Annotated in this window: 24 protein-coding genes; 14 read left to right on the top strand and 10 right to left on the bottom strand. The window is 58.1% G+C overall.

What is annotated here, in order from left to right:
- Window positions 1-44: 44 nt before the first annotated feature.
- Both panC and panB read right to left on the bottom strand, forming a co-directional pair.
- Window positions 45-887, bottom strand: a complete 843-nt coding sequence (panC, locus tag AC2FHX_RS14955; protein ID WP_496702499.1) for a pantoate--beta-alanine ligase — start codon at window positions 885-887, stop codon at window positions 45-47.
- Window positions 884-1,723 (bottom strand): 3-methyl-2-oxobutanoate hydroxymethyltransferase, encoded by an 840-nt coding sequence (gene panB, locus AC2FHX_RS14950; protein WP_496702501.1) that lies wholly within the window; start codon window positions 1,721-1,723, stop codon window positions 884-886. The genes panC and panB overlap by 4 nt, the downstream gene beginning before the upstream one ends.
- A gap of 170 nt (window positions 1,724-1,893) precedes the next feature.
- On the opposite strand from panB, the gene AC2FHX_RS14945 reads away from it, so the two are divergent.
- From AC2FHX_RS14945 to AC2FHX_RS14920, 6 genes are read left to right on the top strand one after another with little or no spacing between them, the layout of a single operon-like run.
- Window positions 1,894-3,381, top strand: a complete 1,488-nt coding sequence (locus AC2FHX_RS14945; RefSeq protein WP_142638604.1) for an ABC transporter substrate-binding protein — start codon at window positions 1,894-1,896, stop codon at window positions 3,379-3,381.
- 27 nt (window positions 3,382-3,408) lie between these two features.
- Entirely contained in the window at window positions 3,409-4,428 is a 1,020-nt protein-coding gene (locus AC2FHX_RS14940) for a hypothetical protein (RefSeq protein ID WP_496702503.1), read from the top strand.
- Between the two features lie 40 nt (window positions 4,429-4,468).
- Entirely contained in the window at window positions 4,469-5,416 is a 948-nt protein-coding gene (locus tag AC2FHX_RS14935) for an ABC transporter permease (RefSeq protein WP_496702505.1), read from the top strand.
- Entirely contained in the window at window positions 5,413-6,228 is an 816-nt protein-coding gene (locus AC2FHX_RS14930) for an ABC transporter permease (protein WP_142638610.1), read from the top strand. The genes AC2FHX_RS14935 and AC2FHX_RS14930 overlap by 4 nt, the downstream gene beginning before the upstream one ends.
- Window positions 6,225-7,823 (top strand): ABC transporter ATP-binding protein, encoded by a 1,599-nt coding sequence (locus tag AC2FHX_RS14925; RefSeq protein ID WP_496702507.1) that lies wholly within the window; start codon window positions 6,225-6,227, stop codon window positions 7,821-7,823. The genes AC2FHX_RS14930 and AC2FHX_RS14925 overlap by 4 nt, the downstream gene beginning before the upstream one ends.
- 32 nt (window positions 7,824-7,855) lie before the next feature.
- Window positions 7,856-9,307, top strand: coding sequence for an aldehyde dehydrogenase family protein (locus AC2FHX_RS14920; RefSeq protein ID WP_496702509.1), 1,452 nt, complete (start codon window positions 7,856-7,858; stop codon window positions 9,305-9,307).
- A gap of 3 nt (window positions 9,308-9,310) precedes the next feature.
- Here AC2FHX_RS14920 and pncB read toward each other — a convergent pair whose 3' ends face one another.
- Window positions 9,311-10,603 carry a nicotinate phosphoribosyltransferase gene (gene pncB, locus AC2FHX_RS14915; RefSeq protein WP_282022090.1) on the bottom strand — a complete coding sequence of 431 codons (1,293 nt, stop codon included), beginning with the start codon at window positions 10,601-10,603 and terminating at the stop codon, window positions 9,311-9,313.
- A 165-nt stretch (window positions 10,604-10,768) separates the two neighbouring features.
- Here pncB and AC2FHX_RS14910 point away from each other — a divergent pair, with 165 nt between their 5' ends.
- A complete protein-coding gene (locus AC2FHX_RS14910) occupies window positions 10,769-11,302 on the top strand; it encodes a hypothetical protein (protein ID WP_281973310.1) in 534 nt (177 codons plus the stop codon).
- On the opposite strand, the gene pncA is transcribed toward AC2FHX_RS14910, so the two are convergent.
- The gene (gene pncA, locus AC2FHX_RS14905; RefSeq protein ID WP_496702511.1) at window positions 11,299-11,892 is read right to left on the bottom strand and encodes a bifunctional nicotinamidase/pyrazinamidase; all 594 of its coding nucleotides are present in this window, start codon (window positions 11,890-11,892) and stop codon (window positions 11,299-11,301) included. The genes AC2FHX_RS14910 and pncA overlap by 4 nt on opposite strands.
- 96 nt (window positions 11,893-11,988) lie before the next feature.
- On the opposite strand from pncA, the gene trhO reads away from it, so the two are divergent.
- Window positions 11,989-12,894, top strand: a complete 906-nt coding sequence (trhO, locus tag AC2FHX_RS14900; RefSeq protein ID WP_282022092.1) for an oxygen-dependent tRNA uridine(34) hydroxylase TrhO — start codon at window positions 11,989-11,991, stop codon at window positions 12,892-12,894.
- Between the two features lie 73 nt (window positions 12,895-12,967).
- Complete coding sequence (locus tag AC2FHX_RS14895; RefSeq protein WP_281973307.1) at window positions 12,968-13,471, top strand: potassium channel family protein; 504 nt, start codon at window positions 12,968-12,970, stop codon at window positions 13,469-13,471.
- A gap of 13 nt (window positions 13,472-13,484) precedes the next feature.
- On the opposite strand, the gene AC2FHX_RS14890 is transcribed toward AC2FHX_RS14895, so the two are convergent.
- Window positions 13,485-13,814, bottom strand: a complete 330-nt coding sequence (locus tag AC2FHX_RS14890; protein WP_142638625.1) for a hypothetical protein — start codon at window positions 13,812-13,814, stop codon at window positions 13,485-13,487.
- Between the two features lie 166 nt (window positions 13,815-13,980).
- Between AC2FHX_RS14890 and betB the strand changes: the two genes are divergently transcribed.
- Window positions 13,981-15,435, top strand: a complete 1,455-nt coding sequence (gene betB, locus AC2FHX_RS14885) for a betaine-aldehyde dehydrogenase (RefSeq protein WP_281995702.1) — start codon at window positions 13,981-13,983, stop codon at window positions 15,433-15,435.
- Window positions 15,436-15,557: 122 nt separating this feature from the next.
- Here betB and AC2FHX_RS14880 read toward each other — a convergent pair whose 3' ends face one another.
- Genes AC2FHX_RS14880 through AC2FHX_RS14860 form a run of 5 tightly spaced genes read right to left on the bottom strand, consistent with a single transcriptional unit; the run spans window position 15,558 to window position 20,191 of the window.
- Window positions 15,558-17,693 carry a hypothetical protein gene (locus AC2FHX_RS14880; protein ID WP_496702513.1) on the bottom strand — a complete coding sequence of 712 codons (2,136 nt, stop codon included), beginning with the start codon at window positions 17,691-17,693 and terminating at the stop codon, window positions 15,558-15,560.
- Window positions 17,690-18,559 carry a flagellar motor stator protein MotA gene (gene motA, locus AC2FHX_RS14875; protein ID WP_496678419.1) on the bottom strand — a complete coding sequence of 290 codons (870 nt, stop codon included), beginning with the start codon at window positions 18,557-18,559 and terminating at the stop codon, window positions 17,690-17,692. The genes AC2FHX_RS14880 and motA overlap by 4 nt, the downstream gene beginning before the upstream one ends.
- Window positions 18,560-18,605: 46 nt before the next feature.
- Window positions 18,606-19,181, bottom strand: a complete 576-nt coding sequence (locus AC2FHX_RS14870) for a MotE family protein (protein ID WP_271952374.1) — start codon at window positions 19,179-19,181, stop codon at window positions 18,606-18,608.
- The gene (locus tag AC2FHX_RS14865; RefSeq protein WP_496702515.1) at window positions 19,178-19,684 is read right to left on the bottom strand and encodes a hypothetical protein; all 507 of its coding nucleotides are present in this window, start codon (window positions 19,682-19,684) and stop codon (window positions 19,178-19,180) included. Before AC2FHX_RS14865 ends, AC2FHX_RS14870 begins: the two co-directional genes overlap by 4 nt.
- A gap of 9 nt (window positions 19,685-19,693) precedes the next feature.
- The gene (locus AC2FHX_RS14860) at window positions 19,694-20,191 is read right to left on the bottom strand and encodes a flagellar basal body-associated FliL family protein (RefSeq protein WP_496702517.1); all 498 of its coding nucleotides are present in this window, start codon (window positions 20,189-20,191) and stop codon (window positions 19,694-19,696) included.
- A gap of 119 nt (window positions 20,192-20,310) precedes the next feature.
- Between AC2FHX_RS14860 and fliF the strand changes: the two genes are divergently transcribed.
- From fliF to fliP, 4 genes are read left to right on the top strand one after another with little or no spacing between them, the layout of a single operon-like run.
- Window positions 20,311-21,897: a flagellar basal-body MS-ring/collar protein FliF gene (gene fliF / locus AC2FHX_RS14855; protein WP_496702518.1), complete on the top strand. Its 1,587-nt coding sequence runs from the start codon at window positions 20,311-20,313 to the stop codon at window positions 21,895-21,897.
- Window positions 21,897-22,493, top strand: a complete 597-nt coding sequence (locus AC2FHX_RS14850) for a FliH/SctL family protein (protein ID WP_496692771.1) — start codon at window positions 21,897-21,899, stop codon at window positions 22,491-22,493. Before fliF ends, AC2FHX_RS14850 begins: the two co-directional genes overlap by 1 nt.
- A complete protein-coding gene (locus tag AC2FHX_RS14845) occupies window positions 22,486-22,773 on the top strand; it encodes a FliM/FliN family flagellar motor switch protein (RefSeq protein WP_271952383.1) in 288 nt (95 codons plus the stop codon). Before AC2FHX_RS14850 ends, AC2FHX_RS14845 begins: the two co-directional genes overlap by 8 nt.
- On the top strand, window positions 22,773-23,501 hold the full coding sequence (gene fliP / locus AC2FHX_RS14840; protein WP_496692770.1) for a flagellar type III secretion system pore protein FliP: 729 nt from the start codon (window positions 22,773-22,775) through the stop codon (window positions 23,499-23,501). The genes AC2FHX_RS14845 and fliP overlap by 1 nt, the downstream gene beginning before the upstream one ends.
- Window position 23,502 lies beyond the last annotated feature (1 nt).

The raw sequence follows: 23,502 nt of genomic DNA, 5'->3' as shown, positions 1-23,502 counted from the left end.
TTTGCGAGACTTTAGCGCAAACAGTCGGTTGCGTACCAGAGTGTTCAGACGGGAATATTGTCGATTAGACGCACTCCATCCGCCCAGGCCGCTGCAAACAGGCGGGCGGGTCGGTCGGCATGTGTCAGCGGGTTCAGAGATTCCGCACAGCGCAGTTGGATATATTCCACTTGTGTAAAACCTGCGGCCAAAAGATCGGTACTGGCCTGTGCTGCCAGTGTGTCGAACGGGGCGCCGTTCTTTAGCGCGTTGGCAAGATCCAGCATGATGCGGTGTTTGTGCGCTGCAATCTCCATTCCCTCGGGCGAGAGGCGCTGATTGCGTGAGGACATGGCCAGACCCGAAGGTTCACGCACCGTGGGGCAGCCGATCACCTCGATCGGGATATCCAGATCACGCGCCATGCGGTGCACGACAAGCAGCTGTTGATAGTCTTTTTCCCCAAAATAGGCTCTGTCTGCCTGGGTTTGCAGGAACAGTTTGGCGACCACAGTGGCGACGCCATCGAAATGACCGGGGCGGAATTCGCCCTCCATCACATTTGTCAGGCCAGTTACAGATACGGTGGTGGCAAAGCCTTGCGGGTAGATCTCGTCCGGGTCCGGCACATAAATCGCATCAACGCCATAGGGCGCCAGTTTCTGAGCATCTTCGATTTCGGTGCGCGGATAATTGGCCAGATCCTCGGGGTTGTTAAACTGCTTTGGGTTCACGAAAATTGTCACGATAACTCTGTCGGTGCCATTTTTTGCCGCCTCAACCAGAGACAGATGCCCCGGATGCAACGCGCCCATAGTTGGGACGACGCCGATTGCCTCACCTTTCTTGCGCCAGTTGGCGGTCAAGGCGTGCAGATCGGAGAGGCGACGCAGGATCGGAGCGGTCATTTAGCTGAGCCCTGTGACGGAGCCTGATCGGCAAAGACATGTTCATCGGCGGGGAAAGCGCGTGCGCGCACTTCGGCGGCGTACTCGGCGATGGCGGCCTCGGCCAGTGGCCCCAGCTCGGCATATCGTTTGACGAATTTCGGTTTGAAAGCGGTGAAAAAGCCGACCATGTCGTCCACCACAAGTATTTGCCCGTCACATTCGGCGGACGCGCCAATGCCGATAGTAGGGATGGCGACCTCGGCAGTGATTTGGTTGGCTAGACCCTGCGGGACCTTCTCTAACACAAGGGAAAAGGCGCCTGCATCAGCCACGGCATGGGCATCGGCCAGTACCGTCTGTGCCTGATCATCACGGCCCTGCACCTTGTATCCACCCAGCGTGTTGATCGACTGTGGGGTCAGGCCGATATGCGCCATCACCGGGATGCCGCGCTTGACCAGAAAGCGGATGGTCTCGGCCATTTCGACACCGCCCTCAAGCTTGACGGCACCGGCACCGGTTTCGGCCATCAGGCGGGCAGCATTGCGGAACGCCTGTGCGGGGCTTTCCTCGTAACTGGCAAAGGGCATGTCGATGACCATCATCGCCTTGTCCAGCCCGCGAGCAACAGCCTGACCATGCAGGATCATCATCTCCATCGTCACGCCAAGGGTGGATTCCAACCCGTGTAGCACCATGCCGACACTGTCACCGACCAGAACAAAGTCGCAATGATCATCCATCAGTCGGGCCATCGGAGTTGTATATGCGGTCAGACTGACCAGTGGCTCGCCACCTTTTCGGGCGCGAATATCCACGGCATTCGGGGCTCTTTTGCGGGCGGTGGCGCTCATGCTCGCTCCTCGCGGTTCATGTTGCAGTGCGGCATAGCAGATTGGGCCGGGCCAAAGATAGCCCGGTTGCGCGAACATTTCCTTGATTGACCTAAGGTTTAAAGGGACATTGGTCCGCAGACCGGTCCGCGACATGCAGGACCACGCAGTTTCAGTGGGGAGACAACGATATGACAAAGCAGATGTTTCGGTCTTTTGCATCGGCGCTGGCGATTGGAGCCAGTTTGATAGCCACCCAAGCCCTGGCCAAATCCGACATCACCATCGCAATGCAGCTTGAGCCGCCGCATCTGGACCCGACCAGCGCTGCGGCACAGGCCATCGATTCGGTTGTCTATACCAATATCTTCGAAGGTCTGACCCGGTTTATGGGCGACGGATCGGTCGTGCCCGGGCTGGCGGAAAGCTGGGAGATTTCAGACGACGGCACCGTCTATACCTTTAAGCTGCGCGATGGTGTGACCTTCCACGATGGCACCACCATGGATGCCGAGGACGTCAAATTCAGCCTCGACCGGGCCCGCGCTGAAGACAGCGCCAATGCACAAAAGGCCCTGTTTGCCGGGATCGAAAGCGTTGAGGTCGTGGATCCGCTGACCGTCAAGGTCACCCTGTCAGGGCCAAACGGGAATTTCCTGTTCAATATGGCCTGGGGGGATGCGGTGATTGTCGCCCCCGAAAGCATAGAGGCGATCAAGACCAACCCGGTCGGCACCGGCGCGTTTGCCTTTGGGGACTGGGTGCAGGGGGACAGCATCACGCTGACGCGAAACCCCGACTATTGGGGTGATCAGCCCGCGTTAGAGTCTGCTACATTCAAGTTCATCTCGGACCCGACCGCCGCCTTTGCCGCCATGATGGCCGAGGATGTGGATGTGTTCGACATTTTCCCGGCGCCTGAGAACATGCCGCAGTTCGAGGCTGATCCGCGCTTTCAGGTGCTTGTCGGCTCGACCGAGGGTGAGACGATTCTGTCCACCAACAACAAACAGCCGCCCTTTGACGACATCCGGGTGCGGCAGGCGCTGGCCCATGCCATCGACCGTCAGGCAATTATTGACGGCGCGATGTTCGGCTATGGCACGCCCATCGGAACGCATTTTGCCCCGCACAACCCGGCCTATGTCGATCTGACCGGCAATTCGGCGTATGACCCCAAGAAGGCCGCGCAGTTGCTGGCCGATGCGGGCTATGCCGAAGGGTTCAAGACCACTCTGCACCTGCCGCCGCCTTCTTATGCTCGCCGCGGAGGCGAGATCATCGCCGCGCAACTGGCCGAGGTCGGGATCGAGGCTGAAATCATCAATGTCGAATGGGCGCAGTGGCTGGAATCGGTGTTCAAGGGCAAGGATTTTGGTTTGACTATCGTCAGCCATACCGAGCCGATGGATATCGGCATCTATGCGCGACCCGACTATTATTTCCAGTATGACAGCATCGACTTTCAGACGCTGATGGAGACGTTGAACGCCACCACCGACCCAGATGAGCGTACCCGCCTGTTGGGCGAAGCGCAGCGTCTGATCGCAAATGATTACGTCAACGGGTATCTGTTCCAGCTGGCCAAGCTTGGCGTTGCCAAGGCTGGCGTTCAGGGCCTTTGGGAAAACGCACCCACAGCGGCCATCGACCTGACCGCCATCAGTTGGGCGGAATAAGACCAGTTCCAGAGAGGAGACCGGCGCATGAGAAGATCAACCCTCGTTGCGTTGATGATCGCGGTTTTAGCCGTGATTGCGCCGGTCGCCAAAGGGGATACGCCGCTTGAACAGGCGGTGACACTGTGGCTGGAGGGCGATGATGAACGCGCTCTGCCACTGCTGGCAGAACTGGCGGCTGATGGCAACGCGCAGGCTCGTCTGCTGTTGGGGCGAATTGAAACCGCCGATCTTGGACCATCTCCGTTCCGCCAATCGCTGGGCCGAAAGGGTTCGCGCAAGCTGTTTCGTCAAAAAGACCTGACGGCCTTTGGCCGATCCTGGCTGTTGGTTGAGGCGAAAGGTGGAAATGAGCTTGCCCAAGCGCTGTTGGATGCCAAACGCCCCACACCAGACCCGAAGCTGATTGCACAGCTCAATGCGTTGGGAGAACATCAAGCTACGGACTACCCGACGCGAATTGTGGCGCTCTATGGCGATCCAGAAATGCGCGGCGATCTTTTGGCGGATGGGCAGCTGATGCAGGACCTCAAACCTTACCTGAGTTATCTGACGGTCAATCCCGAGCCGCGTGGCGACGGTCTGGCCGCGCTGCGCCACATTCAGCCTGATCCAGTTGACATGAATTCCGATCAGGCGCTGGGAATGGCGGGGTTGCTGGCCCTGGGGCTGGGATATGGCGATCTGTCTGTGGACAATAGCTGGCGCCCGGCGGTGGAAAACTGGTTGATGACATCCCTGTCGACCCGCCCCATCGCGCAGCTCTGTTCTGACCAATGCGGGGCCGAGGCACCAAACTGCGCCTTTGCCTTCCTTGCCCTGTTTGGCGGCTATTTCGAGGTCATCCGCATCGACAGCCCGCTGGAAACGCTCATCCCGCAGGAGCAGTTTCTGGATAGTCCTCGCGCGCGCCTGATGGTCCTTCGTCGGGCGGCACTAGCCCGAACCGAGACAAATCTGGAAACGCTGGTGGACAGCGCACCCGCGGCGAAGCTTTCGACCTGCGCGACCGATTTGGTCCGGCAAGAGCAGCAGTCCTACAAGTAGCTGTTGCGTAGGCGCGGCTCGCACCCGTAACCTGTTTGTAATGCTACGCTATGCCCTCAAACGTCTGATTTCGCTGGTGATCAGCCTGGCTATCGCCTCGGTGGTCATTTTTGCAGTGATCGAGGTCGCGCCGGGCGATCCGGCATCCTTCATGCTTGGCGTCAACGCGCAGGCGGACACGCTGGCCGCGCTGCGGGCCGAGCTGGGGTTGGATGTGTCCAAACCGCAGCGCTATTTCAACTGGGTCAGCGGAATGCTGGTCGGGGATTTCGGCACCTCATACACCTATCGCACGCCGGTGTCTCAGATGATTGCGGACCGACTTTGGGTGTCGTTGCCGCTGGCGCTTTATGCACTGGCCCTTTCAACCCTGATCGCCTTTCCCGCAGGGATTTACGCTGCTGCGCGCCGGGGGCGGCCCGGCGATGTGGCGGTCATGGGGGCCACACAGCTCGGCATCGCCGTGCCCAATTTCTGGTTCGCCATGATACTGGTGCTGGTCTTTGCCATCAATCTGCGCTGGTTCAACGCTGGAGGGTTCGCAGGCTGGGACGGCGGGTTTTGGACCGGTCTGCACTCGCTGACCCTGCCAGCCATAGCGCTGGCTCTGCCACAGGCGGCGATTCTTGCAAGGGTCATGCGGTCGGCCCTGCTGGATATTCTGGGTGAGGATTTCATGCGCACCGCACGGGCCAAGGGCCTGTCGCGCCGACAGGCGCTGTGGCGGCATGGGGTGCGCAACGCGCTGATCCCGGTGCTGACCATCATCGGGCTGCAGTTTTCCTTTCTATTGGCCGGGTCGATCATCATCGAGCAGGTGTTTTACCTGCCCGGCCTTGGGCGGCTGGTGTTTCAGGCGATCTCGGCCCGCGATCTGATCGTGGTGGAATCGGTGGTCATGCTGCTGGTCTTTGCGGTGATCACGGTGAATTTTCTGGTCGATCTGGCCTATGCCGCAGTTGATCCCCGTTTAAGGAGCAGGACATGAGCCGCAACCTCATCCTTGGTGCAGTGCTCTCCTCGCTGGTGGTCTTGGCGGCCGCACTTTCCTTTGTCTGGACGCCCTATGCGCACGCCGCGCTGAATATTCCCGCCAAGCTGCAACCACCCAACGCGCAGCACTGGTTTGGCACCGATCATTTTGGGCGGGACATGTTCTCAATGATCATGGTGGGTGCGCGCACTTCAATCGCTGTGGCCTTGGTGGCGGTGGGGATCGGCATGACATTGGGCGTGCCACTTGGTCTGGCGGCAGCGGCGCGCAAAGGCACGTGGCTGGATGAGGTGATCATGCGCGGCAACGATCTGGTTTTTGCTTTCCCGTCGTTGGTCATCGCCATCCTGATCACTGCCGTTTTCGGTGCCGGGGCGGTCAACGCCATCATTGCCATCGGTATCTTCAACATTCCGGTCTTTGCCCGTATCACCCGTGGCGCTGCGCTGTCCCTGTGGGAGCGAGAGTTCATCCTCGCCGCCCGGGTCTCGGGCAAGGGCGCGGCGCGGATATCGGCGGAACATATCATGCCTAATGTGGCGAACTTGCTGATCGTACAGGGCACCATCCAATTCAGCCTTGGCATTCTTGCCGAGGCGGGCCTGTCCTATGTCGGGTTGGGTGCGCAACCGCCTACGCCCAGTTGGGGCCGGATGTTGGCAGATGCGCAGACGATGGTCAGTTTTGCCCCGCATTTGGCTCTGATTCCGGGGCTTGCAATCATTGTCACTGTTTTGGGGCTGAACCTGCTGGGCGACGGTTTGCGGGATTGGCTGGACCCAAGAATACGGGTGGCGCGCGCATGAGCTTGCTGGAAATCGAAAATCTCAACCTGTCGATTCATGGCATGGACATCCTCAAACAGGTCAGCCTGTCTGTTGCGTCGGGTGAGATCGTCGCCGTCACCGGTGAAAGCGGTTCGGGCAAGTCCATGACGGCGTTGGCGGTGATGCAACTGCTGCCAAACGGTGCGGATGCCGCGGGCGCGATCCGGTTGGACGGGCTGGACCTGCTGAACTGTTCCGAGGATGAGATGTGCGCCCTGCGTGGCGCCTCGGTCGGGATGGTGTTTCAGGAACCCATGACCGCGCTCAACCCGGTCAAAACCATCGGGGATCAGGTGATGGAGACAATCCTGATCCACAAAGCCATGCCTACTGCACAGGCCCGGTCCCGTGCCGAGGAAGTGCTGACGCGCGTCGGCCTTCCGCCCGAAAGGTTCCCTCTGTCCAGGTATCCGCATGAGCTGTCCGGTGGTCAGCGTCAGCGCGTGGTGATCGCCATGGCCATCGCGTTGCGCCCAAGGTTGCTGATCGCGGACGAACCTACGACGGCGCTGGACGTCACTACGCAGGCGCAGATTCTAGACCTGCTCACGGGGTTGGTGCGCGAATACGACATGGGATTGCTAATGATCACCCATGATCTGGCGGTTGTGGCCGATATGGCCGACTGGATCATCGTCATGCGCTATGGCGAAGTCGTCGAGGTCGGCGCCACCGAACCCTTGCTGCGGAACATGCAGCACCCTTATACACGCATGCTGTTCCGGGCTTCGGGCCATCAGGTCAACCTGCCGGAACCCAAACCGACACAGCCTTTGCTTGAGGTTGCACAGGTGGTCCGGGATTACCGTTTGCCCCGAAAGGGCTTGTTTGATGCGCCGCGACACCACAGGGCTGTGGCTGGGGTCAGCTTTACACTGAACAAAGGCGAGCGCTTGGGCCTAGTCGGAGAGTCCGGGTGCGGAAAATCGACCCTAACACGGGCTATCCTGGGGCTGGAAGAGGTGCAGAGCGGCCAGATTCTGCTGGACGGGCAGCCAGTATTCACCGGGCACAAACCCAATCTGGCCGTCCGGCGTAAGATGCAGGTTGTGTTCCAGGACCCCTATGGCAGCTTCAACCCCCGACACCGGGTCACGCGCCTGATCACCGAGCCGTTTCACCTGCTCGAACATCCCCCAACCGGGTTCGAGCGGCAGGATCGGATCGCCGAGATTCTGACAGCCGTAGGTCTCAGCCCCGATGACGCGGGTCGGTATATTCACGAATTCTCGGGCGGGCAGAGGCAGCGTATTGCCATCGCCCGTGCCCTGATCATCCGGCCCGAGCTGATCCTGTTTGATGAGGCGGTCTCGGCCCTTGATGTTTCTGTCCGGGCGCAAATTCTGGATCTGCTGGCCGAGCTCTGCGCTGCTTATGACCTAACCTATCTGTTCATCAGCCATGATCTAAGCGTCGTGCGTACGATCACCGACCGGGTTTTGGTGATGCAGGCAGGGCAGATTGTCGAGCAGGGCGAGACGGAACAGGTCTTTTCCAACCCGCAGCACGTTTATACCCAAACTCTGATTGCCGCTGCACCTATCCTGCCGGATATCGGTCAGGATGTGGCGTAAACTTCAATGTTAGAGACGAAATGGAGCCTGACATGACCAACCCCTTGTGGTTCGATCCCAGCTTGTGCCTGATTGGCGGCGCATGGCAGCGCCCAGCCTCGCAGGCCGATCTGCCGCTGATCAACCCCTCGGACGGATCTGAACTTTGCCGGATCGCGCGCGGAGATGCCGGTGACATCGACGCAGCCGTGGCCGCGGCCCAAAAAGCGTTGGATGGGGACTGGGGCCGCAAATCCGCATTAGAGCGCGGGCGCATTCTGACCCGGTTGGGTCAGATGGTGCTGGAGCGTGTCGATGATCTGGCCGCGTTGGAGGCGATGGATGTCGGCAAACCCCTGACACAGGCGCGCGCCGATGCGGTGGCACTGGCGCGGTATTGTGAGTTTTACGGAGGCGCGGCGGATAAGGTGATGGGCGAAACGATCCCTTATCTGGATGGCTATACCGTCTATACCCTGCGTGAACCGCATGGTGTGACGGGCCACATTGTGCCGTGGAATTACCCTATGCAGATCATCGGCCGCTCTGTCGGGGCGGCTTTGGCGATGGGCAATGCCTGTGTGCTGAAACCAGCGGAAGAGGCCTGTTTGACCGCGCTTGCCTTTGCCCATCTGGCGCAGCAGGCCGGGTTGCCGGCGGGCGCTTTGAACGTGGTTCCGGGGCTGGGGGCCGAGGCCGGGGCGGCGCTGTCGGCGCATCCGGGGATTCAGCATGTGTCTTTCACCGGCTCCGTTGCCACCGGCGCGTTGGTGCAACAGGCCGCTGGGCATAACGTGGTGCCAGTGACGCTGGAGCTGGGCGGGAAATCCCCGCAGCTGGTGTTCGACGATGCAGATCTGGATGCGGCCCTGCCATTTCTGGTGAATGCGGGCGTTCAGAACGCAGGGCAGACCTGTTCGGCCTCCTCCCGCGTTCTGGTGCAACGCGGAGTGTATGAGCAGGTCAAATCGCGCATGGCCTCGGCCTATTCCGAGTTGACCGTTGGGCCCGCGTCCGAAGATTTGCGCCTGGGGCCCCTGATTTCAGCACGTCAGAAGGACATCGTGACCGGATTTATCGACAAAGGCGCAGATCTGAATATCGTGGGACAGGGGCCGATTGTTGGCCACGCACCCGAGACTGGTGCCTATGTGCAACCGACCCTATTTGCCGACGTACCCCCTGATCATGTTTTGGCACAGGATGAGATTTTCGGCCCAGTCCAAGTGCTGATCCCCTTTGAGACTGAAGTAGAGGCCCTGCAGATCGCCAACTCCACCGATTACGGGCTGGTTGCCAGCATTTGGACACGCGATGGCGCGCGGCAGATGCGGCTGGCGAAGAAGTTGCGGTCGGGGCAGGTGTTTATCAACAATTACGGCGCTGGCGGAGGTGTGGAGCTGCCCTTTGGCGGTGTCGGGAAATCCGGCCATGGTCGCGAAAAAGGGTTCGAGGCGCTGTACGGATTCTCACAGGTGAAAACGGTAGCCGCGTTCCATGGTTAGGGCCTAAACGATGACCTCGATTGGCTGTTGCACGCCAACGCCAAAGACACGTTTGTAGCGCTCGATCTGATCCGCCGGACCCATCGCTTTTTCCGGGTTGTCCGACAGTTTGACCGTCGGGCGACCATTGGCCGAAACCGCCTTGCAGACCAACGAGAAGGGTGCCAGCGCGTCATCGGGAACCAGCCCTCTGAAATCATTGGTCAGTAGCGTGCCCCAGCCGAAGGATACTTTGGTGCGGCCCGCAAACTGACTATGCAGTTCGCGGATTTTGTCGACATCCAGACCGTCAGAAAAGATCACGCGTTTCTGTTTGGGATCCTCACCGCGTGATTGCCACCATTTGATCGCAGTTTCTGCACCGGTTGCCGGATCACCGCTGTCGATTCTGATGCCAGTCCATCCCGCCAACCAATCTGGCGCGTCGTCCAGAAAACCCTTGGTGCCATAGGTGTCAGGCAGGATGATCCGTAGGTTGCCGTCATGTTCCTCGTGCCAATCGCTAAGCACGTCATAGGGTGCCTGCGCCAGTTTCTCATCAGTATCAGCCAGCGCAGAGTAAACCATGGGCAACTCGTGGGCATTGGTGCCGATGGCCTCGACCTCGCGCCGCATGGCGATCAGGCAGTTCGAGGTGCCGGTAAATGCAGGGCCCAGACCTTCGATCATGGCTTGGACGCACCAGTCCTGCCATAGAAAGGAATGCCGCCGTCTGGTGCCGAAATCGGCGATGCCCAGCCCCTGAATCCCTCGTAGATGTTCGATTTTCTCCCATACACGGGTCATCGCACGAGCATAGAGAATTTGTAGCTCGAACCGCCGCATCGCATTCAGCACCGAGCGGGATCGCAGCTCCATCAGGACTGCCAATGCGGGAATTTCCCACAGCATGACCTCGTGCCATTTGCCTTCAAAGGTCAATTCGTACTGATCACCTTTGCGTTCAAGGTGATAGGGCGGCAGTCGCAGGTTCTCGAACCACCCCATGAAATCCGAACGGAACATCTGACGTTTGCCATAGAAGGTATTGCCGCGCAGCCAAGTGCTTTCCCCCCGGCTCAGGCTGAGTGACCGAATGTGGTCCAGTTGTTCGCGCAGCTCCCCCTCATCAATCAATTCAGCCAATGGAATGTGATTCGACCGGTTAATTAGTGAAAACACCACATCCGTTTGAGGCTTATTTCGAAACACTGACTGGCACATCAGCAGTTTGTAGAAGTCTGTGTCGATTAAAGACCGGACAATCGGGTCAATCTTCCATTTGTGATTGTATACTCGCGTCGCAATATCGACCATTGGGAACTCCTGCGATTTCCGTTGTTAGATCAATAGGTGCGTGGAATGGCAAGAGTCGCTAAATTGATGACAATGACAAGGTCAAGTCACAATGCGAGCATATTGTGGGGTCTTTTCACCGGTTAGTGGAAAGAGGGGGATGGATAGTCGAGGTTTAGTTAGTGAATGGTTCTCGAGTACGACTTTGATATTGTAACGATCGCTTCGGGGGAAAACGATCCGGAGGCGACCCCGTCAGGGGCGCAAAACGGACGCAAAGTGCGTGCGCTGTTTCGGAATGTGAAAACAGCCGATGCATTGCGGGCAGCGTCACCCAAAATACGCAAAATTTTTCATGATGCCGGTTTTGGTCTGGATTCGACGCGCAGCGAGATTACCCATGGATATTACCGTCCACAGGATACGGCGGACAGGGATCGCATTCTGCGAGCCTTGTTTCACAATATCCGGACGACGGGAGTCAAAGGCGAATATTGCGGCGAGTTTGATTTCCTGAAGTTCATGAACGATGTAAAAGCCGCCAAGCCGCGCGCCGGGTTGCCCAAAGAGGTTCCAATGTGGAAACCCAGGCCACAGCAGGCGGAATCGGCCGGACCAAATCGCCGAACTGTACCAGGCCGGGTTGGGTTTGCTTTGGGGTTGGCGGTGATTATCTTTGCGCTGCTCAAGTATCTGGCGGCTGCGGGGGCAACCCCTTAGATCAGCCGAACGCCAGCATCTTTCATCGCGGTCTCTGCCGAGGCCAATGACCCATCCAGGTTAATTGCCCGGCAGGCTCTCATCTGAACTGACACGTCGAAACCCAGCCGCGCTGCGTCAACCGCAGAGTAGTAGACGCAGAAATCCGTGGCCAGTCCGACGAGTGTCAGTCTCTCGATTTCACGGGTGCGCAGATACCCTTCCAACCCGGTGGGCGTGGTCTGGTCGTTCTCAAAGAACGCCGAATAGCTATCGATGTTGCTGCGGAACCCTTTGCGCAGGATCAGATCGCCATCCGTACGCAGGTTCGCATGAAATGCTGCCCCATTTGTTCCCTGCACGCAGTGATCTGGCCACAAAACCTGAGGCCCATAAGGCATCTCGGTCATGTCATAGGGGTTTTTGCTCGCATGGCTGCTGGCAAAGGACGAATGCCCCGCAGGGTGCCAGTCTTGAGTCAGGATCACCGCGTCAAAATCTGGCATCATCGCGTTGATCGGAGCCACGATCTCATCCCCGCCGGGAACCGCCAACGCACCGCCGGGACAGAAATCGTTCTGAACATCGATCACAATAAGGGCATGGGTCATGGGGACCTCCTTCGGTTGCGTTATCGGTAGTGGGCGCGACAAGGGGCGTCAATCCGGTCTCTTGCGACTCTGTCCGCGCGGGTTTAGACCGCGCGCATGTATACGATCGCTGCTCTCTATCATTTCACCCGGTTCGCCAACCACGAAGCCCTTCGTGCGCCCTTGCTTAAGCTGTGCCGCGCGCAATCGGTCAAGGGGACGCTCTTGCTGGCACAGGAAGGGATCAATGGCACTATTGCCGGACCCCGCGCTGGCATTGACGCGGTTCTGGCCCATATCCGTGCGCTGCCCGGCTGTGCTGATCTGGAGTGGAAAGAGGCCACGTCTGACCAACCGCCATTTGGCAAGATCAAGGTACGCCTGAAAAAAGAGATCGTGACCATGGGCCAACCGGACATCGATCCGCGCGCCCGTGTCGGCAATTATGTCGAGCCCGAAGACTGGAATGATCTGATCCGCTCGGATGATGTGGTGGTGATCGACACCCGAAATGATTACGAGGTGGCAATCGGTACGTTTGAGGGCGCGTTAGACCCTGAAACAAGCAGTTTTCGTGAATTCCCCACCTGGTGGGAAGAAAACAAGGACCGGTTCCACAATAAGCGTGTGGCGATGTTCTGCACGGGTGGCATCCGGTGTGAGAAATCCACCAATTACTTGTTGGGTCAGGGGGTCGAGGATGTCTATCACCTGAAAGGTGGCATCCTGCGGTATCTCGAGGAAATGCCCGTCGAGAACAGCACCTGGCAGGGTGAATGCTTTGTGTTCGACAACCGCGTATCCGTTGGGCATGGGCTGGTCGAAGGGCCGCACAACCTGTGCCATGGCTGCCGTCGCCCGATCCTGCCTGAGGATGTGAAACGTGCCGAATACGAACACGGCGTGTCCTGCCATCAATGCATAGAGGAAACCTCTGAGGTCGACAAAACCCGGTTCCGGGAACGTCAAAAACAGATCCTGCTGGCACGTCAGCGGGGACAGGAACATCTGGGCACGGACTGATTTTCTGAAATCTGGTTGCCACGCAGGACAGTCCACCGGATAATCCCGGAGATTTCAGCGCGTTGGAGGTTCCATGTCCCGAAAACCCACGACTTTGGAAGAATGGAAATCTACGCTGCTGGCGGCAGCCGCAATGGTGGTTGCCAGTTTCCTCGCATGGTTCGGTCTGTCCCGTCTGAGCGAGGGCACCGCAGGTGACACGATCGGTACGATCGCCTCTGTGGGGCTGGTTGTGTGGATGGTGTCTCAATCCTGGTTCTATATGACTCAGGTGAAATCACCGCGCCGCATTCTGTTTTTGATGGGTGTGTCCTTTATTCAGGTCGTTCCGTTCCTGTTCGCCGCTGCCTATGGCGCATTCGGGTACCAGGATAATTGCGTCATCGGGGCGCAAGGGCCCGCTGATATCCTGTATTTTTCTTATGTTACATTCACCACCGTTGGGTACGGCGATATGTCCCCAACCGGGCTGTGCCGCGCCCTGGCCGTGGCCGAGGCGGTGACCGGCTATATCCTACTGGGCCTGTTCGTCGCGGCGGCGGTGGCGTTGTATGCCCGCAATCATAGTCCGGATTAGGCTCTGATTTCGTCTATTTGTTTTGATCTATCCAACGCGACATCATCTGTTTGTCGCGAAAGCACTCCGACGGGATTGGGCGGCGTTTGCTGCGCGAGATACGTTCGGCAAAGGTAACCTGCTTGCCGGTCGGGTAATTTGCAAATGGCGAGGGATCATCAGGTTTGTGTTTGGAAATCCAGGCAGACATGGACTGACGGTCGCGCTGCGCCTCGACCGGAATCTCAAGAGCAGTTTGCTCCGCGATGGCGCGGGCATAGCGTATCTGCCGATCGGTGGCGGGCAGCAGGTGATAGTCGTTTGTCGGGCCGTGCGGGGCGGTGTTTCGCAATGAATGGGCCATCGGTTGATCCTCTGACTATGTAGAACAAAAATAGAACATTAACCGAAAATTTCAAGCCGTGGCCTGTTGGAATTGGCAGGAAATCGCTCTGGATCAGTTTTATTGACTGCTGAGTCAATAAAATATAAACGCGGAGGAAACAGCTTCTGATCAGGGAATCCCCACAATGAGATTTCAGCCCAAGGCGAGCCATTTCATCAACGGTGAATATGTCGACGACACGACCGGAGCACCCATAGACGTGATCTACCCCGCAACAGGGGAAGTGATCGCACGGCTGCATTCTGCTACTCCGCAGATCATAGATCAGGCTCTAAACAGCGCAAAATCGGCACAGGCAGACTGGGCCGCGATGTCTGGGACCGAAAGGGGCCGTGTTCTGCGCCGCGCCGCGGACATCATGCGCGAACGCAATCGTGATCTGTCGATCATCGAAACCCACGATACTGGAAAACCGCTGCAGGAAACATTGGTTGCCGACGCTACCAGCGGAGCCGATGCGTTGGAGTATTTCGGAGGTTTGGCGGCCTCGCTGACCGGCGAGCATATCCCGCTGGGTGGTGGGGATTTCGTCTATACGATCCGTGAGGCGCTTGGGGTTTGCGTCGGAATCGGCGCGTGGAACTATCCAACCCAGATTGCCTGCTGGAAAGGCGCGCCGGCTTTGGCCTGCGGCAACACGATGGTATTCAAGCCTTCCGAGACCACGCCCTTGTCTGCTCTGCAAGTGGCCGAAATCCTGGTCGAGGCCGGGGCACCAAAGGGTGTCTATAACGTAATTCAGGGTTATGGCGATGTGGGCGCATCACTTGTGACGGACCCCCGTGTTGCCAAGGTCTCGCTGACCGGATCGGTACCGACAGGGCGCAAGGTTTATGCCGCAGCAGCCGATGGCATGAAGCATGTCACGATGGAACTAGGCGGCAAGTCCCCCATGATCGTGTTCGACGATGCAGATATCGAAAACGCCGTGTCTGGCGCCATTTTGGGGAATTTCTACTCCTCGGGTCAGGTCTGTTCCAACGGCACCCGCGTTTTTGTACACAAAGGCATCAAAGAAGCCTTCCTCGATCGCCTGTCCCAGCGTCTGGCGAATGTGAAAATCGGCGACCCGATGGATGAAGAGGTTAATTTCGGTCCGATGGTTAGCGAAAACCAGATGAATATCGCTCTGGGTTATGTTGAAAAAGGCAAGGCAGAAGGTGCGCGTTTGGTCTATGGCGGTGCGCGTATCGAAGGCGACGGGTTCTACATTCAGCCCGCCGTCTTTGCCGATGTGACCGATGACATGGCCATCGCGCGCGAGGAAATCTTCGGCCCGGTTATGTCAGTGTTGGATTTCGAAACCGAGGAAGAGGTGATGGCCCGCGCCAATAACACCGAATTCGGTCTGGCAGCCGGTGTGTTCACCAAAGATCTGACCCGAGCCCATCGTATCGTGGCCGCGTTCGAGGCGGGCACCTGCTATATCAACACCTACAACCTCGCACCGGTTGAAGCCCCGTTTGGCGGGTCAAAAATGTCTGGGGTCGGGCGGGAAAACTCGAAATTGGCAATCAATCATTTCAGCGAGATGAAAACGGTCTATGTCTCGATGAATGATGTCGAGGCGCCTTACTGACTAAATCCACCAATTCAGGCTCTGTTCATGGGGTTTTCCCTCGGGAACAGGGCATTGGATGCCGCGGTTCGTCAGGAGATCAGCCCTGACTAAGTGGCCACCCTGAGTTTTTCCCAGACGTTTCAGTCCGCCCTCACAAGTGCGAGAAGCTGAGCGATGCTCTCTCGGGCGTTGGCCGTGTTTTCAAGCAGGGCAGTTGCATCCGCCAATGGTCGTTCTTCAATCCTGGTTACAGGTTCTGCCAATGCCAGAGTCGCCCGCCTGACCTGTCCAAATTTTTGGTCGGCCTCAGGCTGCGGGACGTCTTCCATATCAGAAAGCCAGAACAATCTTTCTGCTTCGTTCACCCTGTCAAACTGCAACAATACCCGCCCTGCATTTTCAAACTCACCTATATCCAGATCGGCCTGCGCCCGAAGTGACATGGCCTTGTCCGAGGGGTCATCCCCTAACTCCAGCAAGGCTTTGTGTGGCTGGCCGGACAACAATGCCGCCTGCGCGCGCAAAAGGGCTCGGTCCTTTCGCCTGATAGTGTCCTGAGGTCGGTTGGACCAAAATAGCGTTGGACGGGCAAACCCCAGCGATGCCAACCTTTCGGCAATCGAGATTGCGGTTTCGGTTGTCAGCGATTGTGCCATCGGTTCGGGCAGGTTGAAGATGCGCCGCAAAAAAGTATCGTCGTCGGCGCGCGCAGTCAGTACTTGAACGGCCCGGTCCAGCGTTTCAGCTGAATTCGGAATATCTTCTAACAGATCAAAAGACTGGTCGAACTCTTGGCCCAAACTCAGCGCCAGCGCATATGTCCGTTGCATAAGTGGGCCGATCTCAGATCGGCGCAATTCGACCGTGTAAGATGCGGCAAGTTCGAGCTCCCGGGCGGAGGCTGACCCGCGTTCCGCCCACCGCTGTTCAATCAGTCGCGCCAGCGCCAGAGGCGCTTCGAGCCCTGCTTCCGAGCTGCCCACCACGTCTTTCAGCAAGGTTTCGGATTTTTCCTGATTACCTTCGGCCTTTGCAACACCGGCCTCGGCCTGAATCGCGCCGGGGCTGGGTTTGGTTTCGATGCGATCAACAGCCCGCAAGACGCGCCGCGCGGCTTCAAGTTTTTGGGCTGCAACGAAAATGTCGGACAGCATAGGTCCGACTTGCCGACGCAGATGATCCGGTAGTCGCGCAAAGGATTGTTCCATAACCCTTATCTGGGCATCCTCCGCAAGCTTACCCTCGGTCAGAGCGGCCCAGATTGCGGCGTCACTTTCGCAACGCTGTAGGTCGCGGAATGGATTTGACCCTTTCAGTGGCCGGTCGTCCAGAACAGCGGCAATCGCAGAAATCCGGTTCGTTTCCGGCGTCTCTTCACCCATCCAGCCAAGGCTGCGAACCGCCTCGGCACCGAAGCCGAAATACGCATAGAGCTTGGCAAGCTTCATGGCCCGTCCTTTGTCAACGCGATCAAACTCCTGAAATAGGCCAGTGCGCAGCTCTGCCACCTGTTCGGGGAACAGGCGCCCATCGGACCAGCTGTCAAAGCCTAGCTCGGCGCTGGAAATGCAGGCCGGTTTCTTCTCCAGTTGTGGAATCGACGGTCCCAGCAAGCCATTCAGATCATCCAGTACCGAAGTGACCGCGATGTTCAGGTCCATGCGTGGCGGCATGTTCAGTGATTGATTGCCGTTCGAATCTCGTGGGCCGATCTGGGACAGTTCAAGATCAACCAGATCTCGGTCAGCGCCCTGCAACAATCGCGTCGATAGCTGGTCCTCAAATACCTGCGCATTGAGATTCAAAAGCGGCAATACCAGAGGATCAAGCGCCTGTGGCCCGGGCAGCGGGGCGTTTACCACAGCGGCTTTGGGCAGCGTTGGGGGTGGAATGTCGCTGCTGATCGGTGGAAGGGCTGCCCCCGGCGCAATATCCACAACGATCATCGTGTTTTGATGCAGAAATGCGGTGGCAAAGCAGTCGCAGCCGAATTCGATCTCTAACGCATCACCCGGGTTGGTCTGTGAGATCGCAGACAGACGGTTCTGCGACAGCCGCTGAAATACCGCTCCGGTTTGAAATTCGGCATCAGGAAGCGCTATGTCGAGTCTTGCGCCATTCTTCGTTTGCTTCAGACCCCATTCCGTACCCGGGGGCACCTGCACAACAAGACGGGTATATCCGTCATGCTCGCCCGATCGCACAGAAATGTCGCGCGCGCCAGCCTGTCCAGCGGCCGTAAGCGCCGCTGAAACCATTAGGGCGTATCGGATCATGCCGCTGCCTGCTTTAGCTCTTTCAAGGCCTCTTCAAGTTCTGAGAAACCCGGCCTGTTATGGGTGGGAGTGTTCTGCCGTCCGACTTCGATGCACATGGCAGGGTTGTGGTTGTGCAGGTTGGCAACCAGAACCTCTTTGATCAACTGATAGAAATGATTGTCTTCTTCCACCACGGATTTGAGTTTTCCTGCAAATGGGCCGACCAGCCCATAAGCCAGAAAGACCCCCAGGAACGTCCCGACCAAAGCGCCACCGATCAGCTTTCCCAACACTTCTGGGGGTTGATCAATCGATCCCATCGTTTTGATAACGCCCAGAACTGCCGCAACAATTCCAAGTGCGGGCAGGCCGTCAGCAACAGTCTGTAGCGCGTGGCTAGAGTGCATGGCGTGGTGAAAATTCGCCTCCATCCGCTTTTCCAGCACCTCTTCGACCTGGTGGGGATCGTCATAATTCAAAGAGGCAGCCCGCATTGTGTCGCAGATCAAGTCGACGGCTTCTTTGTCGGCCTGAATTTTCGGATAAGTCGAAAACAGAGGCGAGTTTTCGGGGTCTTCAATATGTTGTTCAACCTCGACCGGGTTGGCCTTGGCGATACGGATCAGCGAAAACAACAGGCACAGCAGGTCACGGTAGTCATCTGGTTTCCATTTAGGACCTTTGAATACTTTTGCCATATCCTTGATCGTGTGCTTCACGGCGCTCAGGTCATTGCTGATCATAAATGCGCCGACCGCGGCGCCACCGATCATCATCATCTCGAACGGCAGGGATTTCATGATGATGGTCATTTTCCCGCCAGCCGCCAAATAGCCGCCGAACACCATGACGAAAATAACAACAATTCCGACAATTCCGATCATAAGAGGTCTCCGGCGAATTCCGATGCAGGGTTGAAAATCATGGGGGCTACTCCTGCGGAGCCGAAGCGTTTCGCCCGGCCATAATCACGCTGATTGTATAGGCAGCCTCGGGGTTCAGGCCTGCCAAAACACCGGCTGCGGCATCGGGCGGCATCCGTGACAGGAATCCGGCGGCAAAGGTCGGGTCCATCGTTTCAAACAGGGCGGCCGCATCTTTCGGCTTCATGTTCTGATAGACATCCGTCAGGCGCGTCAGGTCTGTCTCAGCCGCTTTTTCCGCAATGGCCAGCGTCTCACGCAGCGCCTCTTCGGCCTGCTGCAGGGCGGCCAGGCGGGTCTCAATGGCCTCATCGGCAATGGCGAGCGCCTTTTCCCGATCAATGGCTGTGGCTTCGCGTTTTTTCAACGCTTCTTCGCGCCGCAGCAATTCGGTCAGCAATATTCGGGCACCGGGCAGTTCTGCTTGGGTCTCTTTCGGTTTTGATTCTGCCTGTTCGGCCCCTTTTGCCAGGGCTGGTGCAGCCTCAAACCCCAACCGAATCGCGGCTGATCCAAGCATCAACAGTGAGATCACTGTCAGCACACCGCTTCTTGGTCGTTTCTCTACAACGCGTCCGCTCATGTCGCGGCCTCTCCGCTATTGCGGTCGTGGCGGAAAAACATCAGCCCGCCCGGGCGCTTTTCCTGAGTGTCCTCAAATTTGGGCGCAGCAGGATCCTCTGGCTTTTCCACCGCCTCGATTGGAACCTCTTCAGGCACAGGATCCGTCGTTGGTTCCTCGGCCTTGGGTTCTTGCGGCTTGGGATCTTCAACCTTGATGTCATTGGCGGGTTCTTCGGCCGGAATGACATCATGCATCGAAGCCATCATCAGTTCGAGCCGCTGAGCAACCGATTCCGCCCTTTGGGTCAGCGCCTCAAGTACAAGGCCCGACTGGTCCGAAGCAGTTCGTGCCGAATCAAGCGATTTCTTCAACTCATCCGCCTGGGATGACAGGACAGCGACCGCGCCACCGACACCTTGTTCCAGATTAGTGAACCGCTTTAGCCGACGGGACAGCACGAAACAGTAAAGACCCGCACCCAGCGCACCTGCGACCAGCAAAATATCTGCAATCAGCTCCATCTCGGCCTCCTAATTCAATACGAATTCCATTACGAGGACATCGCGCACGCGCCCTTCCCCAACGACGATTCCAATGCGACGCAAAAGGTGACCGCGAATGCGCATCAGTGCGAGCGAATCCTCCAGATCCGACACTTCGACCGCCCGCAGGTACCCGTTCAGAACATCCATGATACGAGGCTTCATCTTCTCGACATCCGAGGCGTAGCTGCTGTTCACCTCAAGCTGGGCATGGAATTTCAGGTGCCGCGAATCGCCAGCATTGACCGAGACGATCACCGCCGGCAGGTCGATAAAACCAACCTCAGGCAGGGCTTTAACCTCGGTCCCTTTGTCTTTTTCCTTGGCGTCTTCCGCGGCTGGTTGGCCGCCAAATGGCAGGAGTCCCGAAGTGGTCAGGAAATACCCGCCCGCAGCCCCGGCAACGGCCAGAATCACCCCAATGATCAATCCTTTTTTCCCCGATTTTTCCGGGGCTTCTGCCTGTTCTGCAGTCGCGTCAGTCATGACGTCCTCATTCATTCAGTCTGGGGATGTCATAACCCGGCAGGGACTAACCGATTGTTAAGGGCAATCGTCCAAACAGGGGATGCGCCGGGCAGAATGTCGGCGAGTCGGAGGTGAGCGTGCAGCAGATCGGAACTGTCTGGGCAAGTTTGGACAGGCGAAAGCAAATCATTGTCGCCGGTGCAGTCGTGCTGGTGTTTTTGGGGGTCCTTGCGATGTCGCGGTTGGCGACGGCGCCGTCGATGACCCTACTCTATGCCGGGCTGGAAAGCGGCGCGGCGGGGGATATCGTTCGATCACTGGATCAGCGCGGCGTACAGTATGAGATTCGAGGCGGTTCGATTTACGTGCCCGGTTCGCAGCGGGACGAATTGCGCATGACGCTCGCCAGCGAAGGCCTGCCTGCAAACGGGAACCGCGGGTATGAGCTTTTGGATTCGCTCAGCGGGTTTGGCACCACCTCGCAAATGTTCGATGCGGCCTATTGGCGTGCGAAAGAAGGCGAACTTGCACGCACGATTATCGGCAGCCCTCATATAAGCCAGGCGCGCGTGCATATTGCCAACGGGTCAACGAATCCGTTTCAGCGCAGCGTCGCGCCGACAGCTTCGGTCTATCTGGTGTCCTCGGGTGCGGATATCACTTCGGATCAGGCCAAGGCGATCCGTTTTCTGGTCTCTTCTGCCGTCAGCGGTCTCGCACCCGAGAATGTGGCGGTGATTGATTCCAATGGTGCGGTCATTGGCGCAAAAGAGACTGCGGTTGCGGCAGATACTGCGGATGACAAGTCGCGCCAGCTGCGCGAACGGGTCCTGCGTCTGATTGAGGCCCGAGTGGGGGCTGGAAATGCTGTCGTCGAAGTCAGTGTTGATACGGTCACCAAAACCGAATCCATCCGTGAACGGCGCTTTGATCCCAAGGGGCGCGTGGCCATCAGCACTGATGTCGAGGAACGGTCAGACAGCGCCCGGAACCAATCGTCCGATGTCACCGTGGCGTCGAACCTGCCCGATGGCGACGGCGCGGGCGGGGATGCATCCAATTCGAATGCCACACAGACACGGGAACGGGTCAATTATGAGGTGTCCGAGACGGAGCTAGAGGTTCATACCGCACCCGGTGCGATCAAGCGCCTGACCGTTGCAGTTCTGGTGAATGGAACGCGGACGGTTGATGCCTCGGGTGCCGAAAGCTTTGCGCCCTTGCCCCAGACCGAGCTTGATGCATTGGGTGAGCTTGTGGCCTCGGCCGTTGGGTTCGATGCAGAACGAGGTGATGTCATCACCCTGAAATCGCTGGATCTGCCCGCAGTAGAGCCTGGCGGAACTGTGGTTTCCGCTTCGATCTGGCAGCAGATTCATTTCGACGCCATGTCGCTGGTTCAAATGGCGGTTCTGGCGATTGTGATGCTGGTGCTGGGATTGTTCGTGATCCGTCCGATCCTGATGAAACCGGCCCTTGCCCCCGCCCTTTTGCCAGCAGGATCGCCGCCAGAGCCCGAGGCGGTTCTGACCGGTGAGATTGCGACCGAAGAGGGCGGGCAATTCGCCGCTATTCCGGGACATACCCCGGGGGATGTACCCGCGCTGGCGGCAAATCCGGGCACTGATCCGGTTGATCGGCTGCGGGCCATGATCGGCGACAAGCAGGAGGAGACCGTGGAAATCCTGCGCAGTTGGCTTGAAGAAAGCGAGGAGCGTGCGTGATGTCGATAGCCCATCTTCTTGAGGATTTCACCGTACAGGCAGGCGGCGGCAAAGTTCATTTACTGGACGAAGAGGCGCTGGAAGAACAGCGGCTTGGAGCCTTCGAACACGGCTATCGCGCCGGATGGGACGATGCCCTTCAGGCCCAAGAACAGGGTCGTGGACAGGTATCAGACAACCTCGCCCGCGCGCTTGAGGATATGTCCTTTACTTATCACGAGGCGACGAGCCGGATGACACTGTCGTTGGAGCCCATGTTCCAAAGCCTGGTCAATCTGGTGTTGCCGGACACCCTGGATCGGGGGCAGGCCCCGCGGCTGGTCGAACAGCTTACCGAAATGGCCCGGGAACAGATTGGTCAGCCGATGCAGGTCTTTGTGCCTTCGGGTTTCGCGGATGCGGTTGAGGGGCTGTTGCCCCCTGAATTGGCCACCCCGACACGGGTTGTCGAGGACCCGTCTCTGGTGCCTGGTCAGGCGCGTCTGCAGGTTGGTACCTCGCAGCGAGAGGTGGATAGCAGCGCCTTGCTAGAGACAATCCGTTCAGCATTTGACGCTTACGTGTATGAGGCAAAAGAGGCATTGAACAATGAGTGACCCGCAATCCCCCAAACCCGAAAAAGCCAGCCCGTTTGATTCCGTTCCGATCGAGGTAACCGTGTCAGTCGGTCGGGCGCGCCCGCTAATCCGAGATCTGCTGAATATGGGGGAAAACGCTGTTCTCACCCTGGACAAACGGATCGAAGATCCTGTGGACCTATATGTTGGCGATCAACTGGTGGCGCGCGGTCTGCTGGAAGAGATGGAGGGTGATCAAGCCGGGCAACTGGCCGTGCGCCTAACCGAAATCGCGGATCTGCAGAACGGGATCGGGTAATGCGTTTCCTGTTTTGGGTGGCGGTGCTGCTGACGCTGACGCCGTCTCTGGCCGCCGCGCAAGAGGTGTCGCTGTCACTGGGCGAAGGCGGGTCGATTTCCGCGCGCACCATTCAGTTGATTTTGCTTATTACCGTGCTCAGCCTCGCGCCTGGGCTGGCGATCATGATCACCTGTTTCCCGTTCCTGATCACCGTTCTGGCCATCTTGCGGCAAGGGATCGGATTGCAGCAATCCCCCCCCAACATGCTGATCGTCAGCCTCGCACTGTTTCTGACCTATTTCATCATGGAGCCGGTCTTTTCGGAGGCCTGGACCACAGGTATTCGCCCCATGGTCGAAGAAACGATGGAGGTCGAACCAGCGTTGGAGCGCGCGTTGCAGCCGTTTCGTGCCTTTATGGCAGGGCGAGTTGATCCGGATACTTTCCACGCCATGGCAGCATTGCGACCCGGGGGTGATACGGTTTCCTTGTCGGCCGAGGCACCCTTGTCGATCTTGATGCCGTCTTTCATGCTCTCTGAGATAGCGCGGGCCTTTCAGATCGGGTTTCTGATCTTCCTGCCGTTTCTGATCATTGATCTTGTGGTGGCCGCTGTGCTGATGTCGATGGGGATGATGATGGTTCCGCCTGCAACAGTGTCGCTGCCGTTCAAACTAGCCTTCTTTGTCATTGCCGACGGCTGGTCGCTGATCGCAAGCGCGCTGGTGCGTAGCTATATGACATGAA

The organism is Ruegeria sp. CDSC042 (genome assembly GCF_059610745.1).
The sequence above is the reverse complement of the archived record's forward strand: the minus strand, read 5'-3'. Positions and strand labels throughout refer to the sequence as shown.

Excerpts from the sequence above, each read along its gene's own strand:
- panC (WP_496702499.1), bottom strand. The coding sequence starts at position 887 with ATGACCGCTCCGATCCTGCGTCGCCTCTCCGATCTGCACGCCTTGACC.
- panB (WP_496702501.1), bottom strand. The coding sequence starts at position 1,723 with ATGAGCGCCACCGCCCGCAAAAGAGCCCCGAATGCCGTGGATATTCGC.
- AC2FHX_RS14945 (WP_142638604.1), top strand. The coding sequence starts at position 1,894 with ATGACAAAGCAGATGTTTCGGTCTTTTGCATCGGCGCTGGCGATTGGA.
- AC2FHX_RS14940 (WP_496702503.1), top strand. The coding sequence starts at position 3,409 with ATGAGAAGATCAACCCTCGTTGCGTTGATGATCGCGGTTTTAGCCGTG.
- AC2FHX_RS14935 (WP_496702505.1), top strand. The coding sequence starts at position 4,469 with ATGCTACGCTATGCCCTCAAACGTCTGATTTCGCTGGTGATCAGCCTG.
- AC2FHX_RS14930 (WP_142638610.1), top strand. The coding sequence starts at position 5,413 with ATGAGCCGCAACCTCATCCTTGGTGCAGTGCTCTCCTCGCTGGTGGTC.
- AC2FHX_RS14925 (WP_496702507.1), top strand. The coding sequence starts at position 6,225 with ATGAGCTTGCTGGAAATCGAAAATCTCAACCTGTCGATTCATGGCATG.
- AC2FHX_RS14920 (WP_496702509.1), top strand. The coding sequence starts at position 7,856 with ATGACCAACCCCTTGTGGTTCGATCCCAGCTTGTGCCTGATTGGCGGC.
- pncB (WP_282022090.1), bottom strand. The coding sequence starts at position 10,603 with ATGGTCGATATTGCGACGCGAGTATACAATCACAAATGGAAGATTGAC.
- AC2FHX_RS14910 (WP_281973310.1), top strand. The coding sequence starts at position 10,769 with ATGGTTCTCGAGTACGACTTTGATATTGTAACGATCGCTTCGGGGGAA.
- pncA (WP_496702511.1), bottom strand. The coding sequence starts at position 11,892 with ATGACCCATGCCCTTATTGTGATCGATGTTCAGAACGATTTCTGTCCC.
- trhO (WP_282022092.1), top strand. The coding sequence starts at position 11,989 with ATGTATACGATCGCTGCTCTCTATCATTTCACCCGGTTCGCCAACCAC.
- AC2FHX_RS14895 (WP_281973307.1), top strand. The coding sequence starts at position 12,968 with ATGTCCCGAAAACCCACGACTTTGGAAGAATGGAAATCTACGCTGCTG.
- AC2FHX_RS14890 (WP_142638625.1), bottom strand. The coding sequence starts at position 13,814 with ATGGCCCATTCATTGCGAAACACCGCCCCGCACGGCCCGACAAACGAC.
- betB (WP_281995702.1), top strand. The coding sequence starts at position 13,981 with ATGAGATTTCAGCCCAAGGCGAGCCATTTCATCAACGGTGAATATGTC.
- AC2FHX_RS14880 (WP_496702513.1), bottom strand. The coding sequence starts at position 17,693 with ATGATCCGATACGCCCTAATGGTTTCAGCGGCGCTTACGGCCGCTGGA.
- motA (WP_496678419.1), bottom strand. The coding sequence starts at position 18,559 with ATGATCGGAATTGTCGGAATTGTTGTTATTTTCGTCATGGTGTTCGGC.
- AC2FHX_RS14870 (WP_271952374.1), bottom strand. The coding sequence starts at position 19,181 with ATGAGCGGACGCGTTGTAGAGAAACGACCAAGAAGCGGTGTGCTGACA.
- AC2FHX_RS14865 (WP_496702515.1), bottom strand. The coding sequence starts at position 19,684 with ATGGAGCTGATTGCAGATATTTTGCTGGTCGCAGGTGCGCTGGGTGCG.
- AC2FHX_RS14860 (WP_496702517.1), bottom strand. The coding sequence starts at position 20,191 with ATGACTGACGCGACTGCAGAACAGGCAGAAGCCCCGGAAAAATCGGGG.
- AC2FHX_RS14850 (WP_496692771.1), top strand. The coding sequence starts at position 21,897 with ATGTCGATAGCCCATCTTCTTGAGGATTTCACCGTACAGGCAGGCGGC.
- AC2FHX_RS14845 (WP_271952383.1), top strand. The coding sequence starts at position 22,486 with ATGAGTGACCCGCAATCCCCCAAACCCGAAAAAGCCAGCCCGTTTGAT.
- fliP (WP_496692770.1), top strand. The coding sequence starts at position 22,773 with ATGCGTTTCCTGTTTTGGGTGGCGGTGCTGCTGACGCTGACGCCGTCT.